This window comes from Vibrio genomosp. F10 str. ZF-129, assembly GCF_000287055.2.
Classification (GTDB): Bacteria; Pseudomonadota; Gammaproteobacteria; order Enterobacterales; family Vibrionaceae; genus Vibrio.
On record NZ_AJYQ02000010.1, the window covers coordinates 90,440 to 103,270 of the forward strand.

A 12,831-nucleotide genomic window follows, 5' to 3' on the forward strand; every position below is an offset into this window, starting at 1 on the left:
ATTATACTGAGCTAACCAAAAGTATCAAATACGAAATGTGAGTTTTCTTAACCTGATTTCAGTTAACTTCTCAAAACTCTCAAATTTGACATACTTGCCTATCGTTTAGCGCATCTTATTAATATTTAGCTCAAGAGTGGCAAGCTGCTTCGCTACTTTGCCCACATCACCTGCACCTTGAGTTAAAACTAGGTCACCATCTTGTAAAACATTCGCTAAAACAGCAGGTAATGATTCTGTATCAGCGACGAAAATAGGGTCGATTCTGCCTCGGCTACGAATCGTGCGACATAAGGCACGGCCATCAGCCCCTGCGATAGGCTGCTCTCCAGCAGGGTAGACATCAAGCATCAGCAACACGTCAACTTGATCGAGAACATTCGCAAAATCATCATACAAATCACGAGTTCGTGAATATCGATGCGGTTGGAATATCATCACCAGGCGTTTTTCTTCCCAGCCACTTCTTGCCGCTTTTATCGTAACATCAACTTCTGTTGGGTGATGTCCGTAATCATCAACAAGCATGGCCTGACCACGGCCAGTATCAAATTCCCCTAAATGCTCAAATCGGCGACCTGTACCTTCAGTACCAATCATGGCAGAAAGAATCGCTTCATCGCCAATATCGTCTTCAGTGGCAACGGCTATCGCAGCAGATGCATTTAATGCATTGTGTCGACCTGGAATGTTTAAGGTAATATCAAGGTTTGCTTTACCCTTTCGTACCACCGTGAATTTACCCTGCTGACCATTTTGTTGATAGTTTTCAAGGCGAACATCAGCGTCTTCCGAAAAGCCGTAAGTAATGACTTGGCGGCTAATACGTGGAATCAACTCTCTCACTACAGGATCATCAATACACACAATAGCTTGACCGTAAAATGGGAGATTATGTAAGAAGTCGATAAAGGTCTGTTTTAATACCTCAAAGTCACCACCGTAGGTATCCATGTGATCCGCTTCGATGTTTGTCACAATACTGACCATAGGCTGTAGATGTAAAAATGAGGCATCACTTTCATCGGCTTCAGCGATCAAAATCCGGCTAGAACCTAGGCGAGCATTGGTGCCAACACTTTTAACCAGGCCACCATTAACAAACGTAGGATCTAAGCCCGCTTCTGAATAGATCTGCGTAACGAGCGCTGTAGTGGTGGTTTTACCATGAGTGCCAGCAACAGCAATACCATGGCGAAAACGCATGAGTTCTGCCAGCATTTCAGCACGTCGTACAATCGGAATCCTCAATTCACGAGCCGCAACAATCTCTGGATTCTCTTCGTTGATGGCGGTTGAAACAACAACAACACTGGCCTCTTCAACATTACTTGCTTGATGGCCTATGTAAACCATTGCGCCTTTTGAAGATAACCTTGTAGTGACAGGGTTTTGAGCAAGATCAGACCCTGTGATTTGGTAACCTTCGTTGAGCAGAACTTCTGCAATACCGCTCATACCAGCACCACCGATACCAATGAAATGAATGCTTTTTACGCGACGCATCTCTGGGACTATTGCTCTGATTTGGGCTAGATCTTGTGTATGTTTAATGGTCATAGATTTATCTCGTTAGTTACTCAGGGCAATAATGGCATCGGCGACGATTTGATCCGCTTCAAGCATCGCAGCACCTCTCGCGTTGCTTGCCATCTTTAACAATGTTGGTCGGTCTAATTCTTTAATCATGTCAGCCAGTTTTTTTACCGTGAGTTCTGGCTGTTCTATCATTTTCGCAGCGCCACATTCTACCAAATGATCGGCATTGAGTGCCTGCTGGCGATCTTTGTGCATGAATGGGATAAAAATCGCCCCGACTCCAGCGGCTGAAAGCTCAGAAACCGTTAAGGCTCCGGATCGGCAAACCACCAAGTCTGCCCATTGATACGCCGCTGCAACATCATCAATAAAATCAACCGCCTCAAAATTAGCAACATGATGCTGTTGATAAAGCTCGCTAACGTCGGTTTGATTGTTTCGCCCGGCTTGATGAAGGATCTGATACTGATCACCGAGTTGCCCCATCACTTCCGGTAAGGTGTGATTTAAAATTCGTGCTCCCTGACTTCCGCCCATGACAAGTATCCGAATTGGGGTGCTACGCGCTGCCAAGCGACTTTCAGGATCCGTAATGGCCGCTACATCCTCTCGTACTGGGTTACCGACAACTTGTGCATCAGGAAAAGCACCAGGAAACGCCTGAAATACTTTTTTGGCAATCTTGGACAACCACTGATTGGTTAGCCCCGCAACGGCATTTTGTTCATGAAGTACAACAGGGACACCACTCAACCAGGCAGCAATGCCACCAGGCCCACTTACATACCCGCCCATACCAAGTACAACGTCAGGTTGCCAAGCTTTAATGTAGTTTCGAGCCTGTAATATCGCCGCCAAGATTTGAAATGGTGCTTGAAGAAGACCCACCATTCTTTGGCCTCGAATCCCTTTCACTTTGATAAAATCAATTTCGATACCGTGCTTTGGAACTAGATCGGCTTCCATACGGTCAGCCGTGCCTAACCAACGAATATCCCAGCCCTGTTGCTGAAGTTTCTTGGCCACGGCTAATCCCGGAAAAACATGTCCTCCAGTCCCTCCAGCCATCACCAGTAATCGTTTATTCTTTTTCATTATCATCTTTTTCTAAATTTAATTTGGGGACAGACTGCAGCCGACATTCGTGATCAATTCTCAATAAAATTGAGACAGCAACAGTCATAACAATGAGGCTTGAACCACCGTAACTGATCAGTGGCAGCGTTAATCCTTTGGTTGGAACGATACCCGAAGCCGCCCCGACATTGACGAGAGTTTGAAACGCAAACCAGATGCCAATACCAAACGCCAAATAACCACCAAACAGTTGGTTGTTTTCAAATGCTTTTTTACCAATAAACAGGGCTTTAAGAACCAGACTAAAAATGAGTAGTAGTACCAAAACCACACCAATGAAGCCCAGTTCCTCAGCCAATACCGCGAACACAAAATCGGTATGTGCTTCTGGCAAGTACTCCAGCTTTTGAATGGAATTCCCTAGCCCCTGTCCGAACCATTCACCTCGACCGAATGCCATCAGTGATTGAGTTAACTGATAGCCGCTCCCGAAAGGATCTTCCCAAGGGTCCAAAAATGACGTCACACGCCTCATTCGATAGGGCTCTGCAATAATCAAAGCAATGACGGCCATGATTCCCGCAACCATTAAGGCGATAAACTGAGATAACTTAGCTCCAGCAATAAACAACATGCCAAATAAAGTCACTAACATCACTATGACGGTACCAAGATCTGGCTGACCTAGTAGCAAAACCGCCAGCGCAGCAAACACCATGATAGGCTTCATAAAACCGCCAAAAAATGTCTCCCTCACTTCAGCTTGCTTTCTGACAAGGTAACCGGCCATAAAAATAAACAACGACAGTTTGGCTACTTCCGCAGGTTGAAGGTTAAATAACCCAAGAGGGATCCAGCGTGATGCGCCATTGACCGACTTACCGATCAGTAACACAACAATAAGTAAGAAAAAAGAAACACCCAGTAACAGCGAACTGTATTGCAGCCATTTTTTTAGCGGTACCTGAAGCACAATCGCTGAGGTAAACAAAGCGAGCAATAAAAAGACGCCATGACGAAACATGAAATGAAAGGGCTGATCGGTTAAACGAGAACTAATAGGAAAAGAGGCCGATGTGACAATGACTAGACCAGTCAACATAAGACCAAGAGAAATCCAGACCAATTGACGATCAAACAACGGCTCAGGCGCTGTTTGCGAAAACCATTCATGTACGCCCGATAAAATACGCCTAACTTGCATGCTTTTCCTTTGTCTTAATTACGCGTATTGCGATGCCAACTCAATGAAAGCATCCCCTCTCGCCATAAAGTTCGAGTACTGATCGAAACTGGCACAGGCCGGGGAAAGCATCACCATATCGCCTTGTTCCAGTTTTGGAGATATCTCAGCAATGATGTCATTCATAGTTTGATACTTTCTAGCGGATGGGTGCTGGGATAACAGCCTGTCAGCATCGGCACCATAACAGCAAAGTTGGACATTCATTGGGCCGAGTATATCGGCTAATTCTGAAAAATCGGCTCCTTTGCCGTCTCCACCCACAAGCAAATAAAGCGTGCCCTTGCAATCTAAACCCGACAACGCAGCAGCGGTGCTCGCAACATTCGTCGCCTTAGAATCATTGACCCATTTAACGCCTCTATTATCAGCGACGAGCTGACACCGATGAGTCAGGCCACTGTAAGACTTCAGCGCAGAGAGCCCTTTATTAATATTAACACCCACTTGTTCTAGCAATGCCAAAACCACTAAAACATTAGCCACGTTATGACGCCCAACAAGTGTTAACTCTGTTGTCGAAATCACCGGTTTACCATTGGCCATCAAGTACTCTTGGCCTTCAAATTGGCCTAAACAGTAGTCGCTCAAACTGTCTAATCCAAACGTGATTAAAGATTTGTTCGAATCGACAGGGTACGTGGCTTTATCTTGATGATTAACAATGCACTGTTCTGCATGTTGGAAAATACGCATTTTAGCCTCGCGGTAGTCCTGCATTCCTTCATAGCGATCCATATGATCTTCTGAAAGATTCAAAAATGCAGCCGCAGCTAAATGAAGACTAGAAGTGGTTTCCAACTGAAAACTGGACAGCTCTAGGATATAGAGATCCGCGTCTTGCTGAAGCAGATCAAGCGCTGGAACACCAATATTACCACCAACACCTACAGTTAACCCAGATGCTTTAGCAACCACCCCAGAAAGATCGGTAACGGTACTTTTTCCGTTTGAACCTGTGATCGCAATAACCGGTTTATCCACTTGCCAAGCAAAGAGTTCAATGTCTCCAACCAGCTTAATGCCTGCAAGAGAGGCTTGCTGCAGCTCAGGGGTTGCAAGTGCAATCCCCGGATTGACGACAATAAGATCCGCATTTTGGAGCCAAGACGTATTCCAACCGCCCTTGTGAAGCGAAACATTGTGCGGCAGTTCAGCGGCGCCCGGAGGCTCTAAGCGAGTATCAATCACCTGTATCGAAAGTGGTTTTGATACTTGCAAAAGGTGCTTAACCACAGAGAGCCCAGTAATACCAAGGCCCACTACAACAACATTTTCAACCTTATCCCACGGATTCATTTTTTATCCATAATAGTCAGTACATCTGCTACAAAATGATTAACGCACTTTAAGTGTGGCTAAACCGATCAAAACAAGCACGATTGAAATAATCCAAAAGCGAACGATAACACGCGGCTCTGGCCAACCTTTTAATTCATAATGATGGTGTATTGGTGCCATGCGAAAGATTCGCTGCCCACGAAGCTTGTATGAACCCACTTGTAGAATGACAGACAACGTCTCAATCACGAAAACACCACCCATAATGACCAATACGAACTCTTGACGAACCAATACCGCGATAGTACCTAATGCACCGCCAAGCGCTAAAGAACCCACATCTCCCATGAAGACTTGAGCAGGATAAGTATTGAACCATAAAAAGCCTAACCCAGCGCCAACAATTGCCGTACAAACAATCACCAATTCAGACGCCAGTGGGATGTGTGGGATATGCAAATAATTAGCAAAGTTAACATTACCTGTTGCCCAAGCAATAGCAGCAAAACCAGCAGCGACTAGGACAGTCGGCATAATGGCTAAACCATCAAGGCCATCCGTGAGGTTCACCGCATTACTGGTCCCCACAATCACAAAGTAGGTTAATACGATGTAGAACAAGCCCAGCTGTGGCATGACTTCTTTAAAAAATGGCACAACGAGCTGGGTGGCAGCGGTATCTTTGCCATGCCAGTACAATGCAAATGCAACCACCAGCGCAATCGCTGATTGCCAAAAATACTTCCAGCGTGCAATCAATCCATCACTGTTTTTTCTAACGACTTTACGATAATCATCCACAAACCCAACGACACCATAACCGGCTAATACTCCAACGACAGCCCAAACATAAGGGTTGGTTAAGTCAGCCCAAAGCAAGACGGTAATAATAATGGCAGCAAGGATCATGATGCCGCCCATGGTTGGCGTACCTCGTTTGCTAAAGTGAGATTCGGGTCCGTCGTTGCGAACGACTTGGCCTATTTGTAACATCTGCAAGCGTTTAATAAGTCGAGGGCCCATCCAAAGAGACAGACCTAACGCGGTTAAAATACTAACAATCGCTCTAAATGAAAGGTATTCAAATAAACGGAAAAAAGACACATAAGGCTGAAATAACTCTGCAAGCCAAATAATCATGAATGGTTCTCCTTCAAAGCAGCCACAATGTTACTCATCCCCGCACTATTTGCGCCTTTGACCAATAGTGTGTGGTGTCGTTTATTATGCTGTTCTAGTTGCTGCTCAATGTATGCGTTCATACGTTCATGTGTTTCGAAGTGATGACCATTACAGAGATCACTGATCACTTTGGCATCTTCGCCATACGTTAAAACGTACTCAAAATTAAATCGGGCTGCATGTTCACCGACTTGGCGATGAAGTGCAAGGCTTTCACTACCTAACTCCGCCATATTACCTAAAATTAACCAACGCGGGCTTTTAAAACTGGCCAACAAATCAACAGCGGCATGCATGGCTGGGACACTAGCGTTATAACTGTCATCAATTAAATGGATCGATTCCGATACTTCAATCGCTTCGACTCGGCCTTTTACGTTAGGCAAATGAAGCAACCCAAGTTGAATGGTTTCTAAGTCAATACCCAACTCAATTGCCAATGCACAAGCCGCCAGTGCATTCGCAATATTGTGTTGCCCAATAATCCCTAACTGAACAGTTATACTGCCAAGCGGCGTTTGCATCAAAAATTGAGCCGCCCCCATGTCATTTATTGAGATCTCAGAAGCGAAAAAATCAGCTTTGCTGTCGATGACCGAGAAAGTGACCAACCTTTTATCAGAAAGAACCTCATCCCAATAGGCGCCACCATTGCTGTCTAAATTGATGACAGCTACCCCGTTTTTAGGGAGACCTTGGTAGATTTCACCTTTCGCGATTTTCACCCCATCCATAGAGCCAAAACCTTCAAGATGCGCGGCAGCCACATTGTTAACCAGTGCAATATCAGGCTTCACTAGCTCAGTTGTGTACGCAATTTCACCAATATGATTGGCGCCCAGTTCAATCACCGCGTAGTCGTCACTGGCTTTTGATCGAAGCAGCGTCAGCGGTGCACCGATATCATTGTTAAAATTCCCTTCGGTATAAAGGACTTGCCCCCGATTCGACAAGATGCCCGCCAACATTTCTTTCACGGTTGTTTTTCCACAACTGCCCGTAATAGCGACCGTCGGCGTTTGGCATTGTTGGTGAACCCACGATGAGACGAGTCCTAATGCTTTCTTCGTATCTTCCACTAGCAGCTGCGGTACATCCACATCGCATGGTCGACTGACGATCAATGCCGAAGCGCCATTTTCAACCGCTTGCCCAACAAAGTTGTGCGCATCAAAACGCTCTCCAACAAGCGCAATAAATAAAGTACCGGATTCAATATTCCTTGTATCCGTTGAAACTTGATCAATCACAGCGTCCGGGCCAATTAGCTGTGCATTCAGTACGGCCGCTAATGTCGATAAAGAAACTGAGATCATGATGTTATTCCTAATAATTGCAGTGCTGATTCTCGGTCGGAGTAGTGAACGATTTCATTGGCCATCACTTGATAATCTTCATGCCCTTTTCCAGCCAATAATACAATATCGTTCTCATCAGCTTGTGATAACGCGTATTGCAATGCGAGATACCGGTTGTGCTCAACATAAGCGTCATCTGGGTTATCAAGACCTGCAAGCATATCTGAAACGATCAATTGAGGCGATTCACTGCGTGGATTGTCATCCGTAAAAATAATGTGATCAGCATGAGTTTCAGCGATTTTTGCCATCATTGGTCGCTTACCTGTATCACGGTCACCGCCACAACCTACAATCGCCCATAGTTTGCCTGAGCAATGAACTTTTAGCGCCAGCAGTGCCTTTTCAAGGGCGTCGGGCGTGTGAGCATAATCCACCACCACTTTGGCTTTTTGTGCCGCACTGAACAGCTCCATACGGCCTAAAACAGGCGTAATGTGCTCAGCCGCTTCTATCAAAGCTTGCTTATCAAAGCCCAAGCTCAATAAGGTGGTTAGCGCCAATAAAAGATTACTTGCGTTGAATTCACCAATCAATGGGGCGGTAAAGCTACCATCACCAAACTTACCCGAGAAAGTTAACGTAATCCCTGACTCTTGGTACTTAACGTCCGTGGCGAAAACCGTATTTTTCACATCGGAACAAAGCGATAAAGAGACACCAACAGCGTTAGCAAACTCATCACACCACGCCAAACCAACAGGGTCATCTATGTTAATGACCGCTGTACCACATTGGTGCTGAGTAAAGAGTGTTTTTTTCGCTTCACCATACTCATGCATCGTCCCGTGATAATCTAAATGATCACGACTTAAGTTGGTAAAAACGCCGACAGAAAACGGCAAGGCACTGACTCGACCTTGAACTAACCCATGAGATGAAATCTCTAACGCGGCATAGTCTGCGCCTTTCTGTGCAAATTGATGAAGTGTATGCTGAATTTCAATCGCGTTCCCCGTGGTATTCATCGCGGGTTGTAAATCGTTTAAAAATCCATTGCCGGTTGTGCCCATCACCACTGCTGATTGGTCGATAAGCCCAAGCCATTGAGCGATCAATTGAGTAATGGTCGTCTTACCGTTGGTCCCTGTCACTCCGATAAGAGAACTTGGCTTTTCAGAATACAAACGCCCCGCTAACGGAGAGAGAAAAGTATCTAGATCGTTGATATAGATAACTGAGATACCTGAAATATCCTCAATCAAACCATGAGACTTTAGTTCGCAAGCTTGAGCAATAACGCATGAAGCGCCTTGTTGGACGGCAGCATTAATGTAACGTCGTCCATCCACTTGATGACCTTTCACTGCCACGAAAACATCGCCAGAAGAAACGTTACGACTATCCAGCTCTAAGTGAGTGACTGGTAGGTGATGAAGGGTTGAGTCAGACAACTCAATCCAAGGTTTTAGTAACTCACCAAGTGTAATTTCAGAACTCATGCTATTTATCTCTTAGCTAATGACTTTTAAATTGATTTTCATCGGGTGCAACGTTCAATATCTGTAACGCACCTTTCATGATCTCAGAGAAAACGGGGCCTGCAACCGAACCGCCATAATAATTATCACCTTGTGGCTCGTTAACCACCACAACTAGGGCTAGTCTTGGGTTACTCGCTGGAGCGATACCTGCTGTGTACGCAAAGTATTCATCGCCATATCCACCCGCCACCGCTTTACGTGATGTCCCTGTTTTAGCTGCAATTCGATAACCAGGAACGGCCGCTCTTGTCGCTGTTCCACCAGGTTGGGTCACCGTTTCTAGCATTTCCAACACTAAGCGAGCGTTATCACTATCAATGACTTGTCTAGAAAGGTCTTGCTGATTGTTTTCGATAATATGAATAGGTTGGTATTCGCCGTAGTTTCCCAAGGTCGCATAAGCATGAGCCAGCTGAAGAGGGGTAATGGTTAACCCATAGCCAAAGGAGAGCGTGGCGATTTCATGTTTTGACCAGCGTCGTCTGTTGGGAAAAATACCCGACGTTTCACCGACCAGGTTAAGACCCGACGTTTCACCAAAACCGACCGAACTGTACATACCTAATAGCGCTTCAAGCGGCATATCCAAAGCCAATGTTGCAACACCTATATTACTCGACTTTTGCAATATCGTCGTTAAGTTCGCTTTTCCTACCTTTGAGGTATCCACCACTCGACTACCACCAATACGCATGATGCCGTTGCCCGTATCGATCACCGTATCTTTTGTCGCTGAACCATTTTCAAGAGCCGCTAAAACCACAAAAGGTTTAACGGTAGATCCGGGTTCAAACGCATCGGTGATCACTCGGTTTCTCATTTTAAATGATTGCAAATCTGAGCGGTTATTCGGGTTGTAAGATGGCGCATTAACCATCGATAAAACTGCGCCGCTTTTTACATCTAACAAAATAGCCGATCCTGAGGTTGCTCTGGTATCGGCAACCGCCTGTTTAATGGCTCGGTAGGAAATAGCCTGTAAGCGCTGATCGATGGTGAGCTCTAAAGGTTTTCCTTCTTCATGCTCTTCTAGCGATATATTTTCAACCACGCGTCCATAGCGATCTTTACGGATAATTCGTTTGCCAGCCTCACCAGTCAGCCACTTGTCATAGCTTCGTTCTACCCCTTCTAAACCGTGACCATCGATGCCAGTCACACCAACTAAGTGAGCACTAACCTCACCTGCTGGGTAGTACCTTCTTGATTCCGACTTTAGCCCAACACCGGGTAGCTTGAGCTCACGAATATAATTGGCCATTGCAGGGCTGACTTGCCGCTGAAGATAGATAAATCGACGCTTGTCATTACTCTTAATTTTCTTAACCAAGCTTTGACGATCAAGTCCGAGGACATCGGCCAATGCGTGCCATCGATCAAGGTCTTCGAGCCCTTTGCCCTTAAAAATAGCCACAGGATCAGCCCAGACTGCCTCGACAGGTACGCTTACAGCGAGCGGTTCATCATTACGATCGGAAATAATTCCACGCGCGGAATGAATCGTCTTAGCTCTCACGGTGCGCAGATCACCTTGTCGGATCAAGTTATCAGGTTCAATCACTTGAATGTAACCAATACGAGCCACCAAAACAGAAAAGCAGGCAACAACGCAAACCAGCAATAGATAAAAGCGCCAACGGATCAACAAAGGAGCATCCGTTTTGGGCTTAGATTTAGCGGACTTAGATTTGCTGGGCTTAGGGGAGACCGAACTCTTTTTCGTTTTCATTGTAGATTAATGATCACTTCTTTATCAGCATCAGGGCGGCGCATCTCTAGCTCTTGCTTTGCCATTTCTTGCACTCGGCTATGTTCCGCTAATGCCGTTTCTTCCAAAATAAGGTTTCGCCACTCATTGGCTAACTGTTCTCTATAGATCAACATGGTGTTTTTATCAGATATGGATTGTCGGGAGTGATGCGTAATGAACACCACCCCCATCGCACTAATAAATATTAAGACAAGCATCAACAAAGGCAACCGACCAACACCCAATAAATCGGTGACGATAAGCTTAGCTAAATTAGGTGTGCGACTGCTCATTATCGTTACAGTTTTTCTGCGATACGTAATACTGAACTGCGTGAGCGAGGGTTTTGTTCTACCTCACTTTCACTTGGCTTATTGGCTTTGCCTATCGGCTTCAAATCTGCGGAGCCTAGAGCACTGATTTGCGCTTCAGTTAAAGGAATGCCATGAGGAACTTGAGGGCCTTTACTCTCTTTACGAATAAAACGTTTCACCATACGATCTTCTAATGAGTGAAAACTGATCACAGATAAACGACCTTGTGGTGCAAGAATACTCGCAGCACCTTTCAGCGCGGTATCGATCTCTTCTAACTCACTGTTGATATAAATTCGAAAAGCTTGGAATGCACGAGTCGCAGGATGTTTTTTCTCTTTGAAGCTCTTCGGTGCAGCTTCAGAGATCAATTTCGCTAACTGACTGGTTCGATTGAGCGGTTCTTTCTCTTCGTCATCACGATGTGCGACGATCGCTTTAGCAATACGACGAGCATGTTTGTCTTCCCCAAACTCTCTAATAACCCAAGTAATGTCGTCTAAATCCGCACTGAGGATCCATTCAGCCACAGAAATACCGGCGGTGGGATCCATGCGCATATCGAGGGGGCCATCTTTCATAAAACTAAAGCCACGTTCGGCATCGTCCAGTTGAGGCGATGACACGCCTAAATCAAGCAAAACACCATCCACCTTTCCTATTAAATCATAACGTTCGGCATATTCTGCCATCCCTGAAAATGGGCCATGAATAATAGTAAAACGAGGATCATCAATTTTCTTCGCTTCAGCAATCGCTTGTGGATCTCTATCAATACTGAATAAACGACCATTTTCTCCCAACTTAGATAGAATGGTTCGGCTATGGCCGCCACGCCCAAAAGTACCATCTATGTAGGTACCATCGGGTTTGATGGCGAGTCCATCAATCGACTCATTAAGTAAAACAGAAATATGTTGGAATGGTTCAGTCATGTTGGTCTCATCAAGCTTGGGCTAAAAGCGATTAACACAAAATACAGATACACATCAGTGTACTGATTTCACAGGCTATCGCTACTGTTTGCGCAAAACATCTCGTGATATTGCGCCAAGTTTAGTGTTAACAAAATAATTTTCGTCAATATAAAGCAAAAAACCCATCACAACGCTACGTTATGATGGGTTTCGAATTGGTGGAGTTGACACATACGCCGGGTTCTGTCTCCGCTTTCGCGGCGGTAACCATTCGTCTAGGCCTGCAATCGCTCACAGGCTCAAGCAATCTACCCGCCCCCATACGCGAGCAGCGCAATGTGAGGGCCTATTTGATCTTGCTCCGGGTGGAGTTTACCTTGCTACGAACTGTTACCAGACGCACGGTGCGCTCTTACCGCACCCTTTCAGCCTTACCTGTGCCTCTTCCGAAGAAATGAGGCCATCGGCGGTCTTCTCTCTGCTGCACTTGTCGTGAGCTCACGCTCCCCAGGCGTTACCTGGCACCCTGCTCTATGGAGCCCGGACGTTCCTCCCCTCCATCAGTCTCCCGAAGGACATCAATGAAGCAGCGATTACCCAGTCAACTCCGAGGCGAATTGTATAGATAAGCGTAAAGCCTGTCTAGGAAGATGTCATCAAATGAACATTTTGTAAGCTTTCTAACA

Annotated in this window: 10 protein-coding genes and 1 other RNA gene; all 11 read right to left on the reverse strand. The window is 45.6% G+C overall.

Annotated features, from left to right (window positions below; translation table 11 throughout):
- Positions 1-105: 105 nt before the first annotated feature.
- Complete coding sequence (gene murC / locus A1QO_RS01680; protein ID WP_017041427.1) at positions 106-1,560, reverse strand: UDP-N-acetylmuramate--L-alanine ligase; 1,455 nt, start codon at positions 1,558-1,560, stop codon at positions 106-108.
- Positions 1,561-1,572: 12 nt separating this feature from the next.
- A complete protein-coding gene (murG, locus tag A1QO_RS01685; protein WP_017037744.1) occupies positions 1,573-2,634 on the reverse strand; it encodes an undecaprenyldiphospho-muramoylpentapeptide beta-N-acetylglucosaminyltransferase in 1,062 nt (353 codons plus the stop codon).
- Positions 2,621-3,820 carry a cell division protein FtsW gene (ftsW, locus tag A1QO_RS01690; RefSeq protein WP_017035515.1) on the reverse strand — a complete coding sequence of 400 codons (1,200 nt, stop codon included), beginning with the start codon at positions 3,818-3,820 and terminating at the stop codon, positions 2,621-2,623. Before ftsW ends, murG begins: the two co-directional genes overlap by 14 nt.
- A gap of 18 nt (positions 3,821-3,838) precedes the next feature.
- The gene (gene murD / locus A1QO_RS01695; protein ID WP_017041428.1) at positions 3,839-5,158 is read right to left on the reverse strand and encodes a UDP-N-acetylmuramoyl-L-alanine--D-glutamate ligase; all 1,320 of its coding nucleotides are present in this window, start codon (positions 5,156-5,158) and stop codon (positions 3,839-3,841) included.
- A gap of 39 nt (positions 5,159-5,197) precedes the next feature.
- The gene (gene mraY, locus A1QO_RS01700) at positions 5,198-6,280 is read right to left on the reverse strand and encodes a phospho-N-acetylmuramoyl-pentapeptide-transferase (RefSeq protein WP_017035517.1); all 1,083 of its coding nucleotides are present in this window, start codon (positions 6,278-6,280) and stop codon (positions 5,198-5,200) included.
- A complete protein-coding gene (gene murF / locus A1QO_RS01705; protein ID WP_017041429.1) occupies positions 6,277-7,638 on the reverse strand; it encodes a UDP-N-acetylmuramoyl-tripeptide--D-alanyl-D-alanine ligase in 1,362 nt (453 codons plus the stop codon). Before murF ends, mraY begins: the two co-directional genes overlap by 4 nt.
- Positions 7,635-9,122, reverse strand: coding sequence for a UDP-N-acetylmuramoyl-L-alanyl-D-glutamate--2,6-diaminopimelate ligase (gene murE, locus A1QO_RS01710; protein ID WP_017041430.1), 1,488 nt, complete (start codon positions 9,120-9,122; stop codon positions 7,635-7,637). Before murE ends, murF begins: the two co-directional genes overlap by 4 nt.
- A 16-nt stretch (positions 9,123-9,138) precedes the next feature.
- Positions 9,139-10,893, reverse strand: coding sequence for a peptidoglycan glycosyltransferase FtsI (locus tag A1QO_RS01715; protein WP_017041431.1), 1,755 nt, complete (start codon positions 10,891-10,893; stop codon positions 9,139-9,141).
- Positions 10,890-11,207 carry a cell division protein FtsL gene (gene ftsL, locus A1QO_RS01720; RefSeq protein ID WP_017035521.1) on the reverse strand — a complete coding sequence of 106 codons (318 nt, stop codon included), beginning with the start codon at positions 11,205-11,207 and terminating at the stop codon, positions 10,890-10,892. Before ftsL ends, A1QO_RS01715 begins: the two co-directional genes overlap by 4 nt.
- 5 nt (positions 11,208-11,212) lie before the next feature.
- Positions 11,213-12,163 carry a 16S rRNA (cytosine(1402)-N(4))-methyltransferase RsmH gene (gene rsmH, locus A1QO_RS01725; protein ID WP_017039087.1) on the reverse strand — a complete coding sequence of 317 codons (951 nt, stop codon included), beginning with the start codon at positions 12,161-12,163 and terminating at the stop codon, positions 11,213-11,215.
- Between the two features lie 198 nt (positions 12,164-12,361).
- An RNA gene (gene rnpB / locus A1QO_RS01730) (RNase P RNA component class A) lies at positions 12,362-12,754 on the reverse strand.
- Positions 12,755-12,831: the final 77 nt, after the last annotated feature.

Excerpts from the sequence above, each read along its gene's own strand:
- murC (WP_017041427.1), bottom strand. The coding sequence starts at position 1,560 with ATGACCATTAAACATACACAAGATCTAGCCCAAATCAGAGCAATAGTC.
- murG (WP_017037744.1), bottom strand. The coding sequence starts at position 2,634 with ATGAAAAAGAATAAACGATTACTGGTGATGGCTGGAGGGACTGGAGGA.
- ftsW (WP_017035515.1), bottom strand. The coding sequence starts at position 3,820 with ATGCAAGTTAGGCGTATTTTATCGGGCGTACATGAATGGTTTTCGCAA.
- murD (WP_017041428.1), bottom strand. The coding sequence starts at position 5,158 with ATGAATCCGTGGGATAAGGTTGAAAATGTTGTTGTAGTGGGCCTTGGT.
- mraY (WP_017035517.1), bottom strand. The coding sequence starts at position 6,280 with ATGATTATTTGGCTTGCAGAGTTATTTCAGCCTTATGTGTCTTTTTTC.
- murF (WP_017041429.1), bottom strand. The coding sequence starts at position 7,638 with ATGATCTCAGTTTCTTTATCGACATTAGCGGCCGTACTGAATGCACAG.
- murE (WP_017041430.1), bottom strand. The coding sequence starts at position 9,122 with ATGAGTTCTGAAATTACACTTGGTGAGTTACTAAAACCTTGGATTGAG.
- A1QO_RS01715 (WP_017041431.1), bottom strand. The coding sequence starts at position 10,893 with ATGAAAACGAAAAAGAGTTCGGTCTCCCCTAAGCCCAGCAAATCTAAG.
- ftsL (WP_017035521.1), bottom strand. The coding sequence starts at position 11,207 with ATGAGCAGTCGCACACCTAATTTAGCTAAGCTTATCGTCACCGATTTA.
- rsmH (WP_017039087.1), bottom strand. The coding sequence starts at position 12,163 with ATGACTGAACCATTCCAACATATTTCTGTTTTACTTAATGAGTCGATT.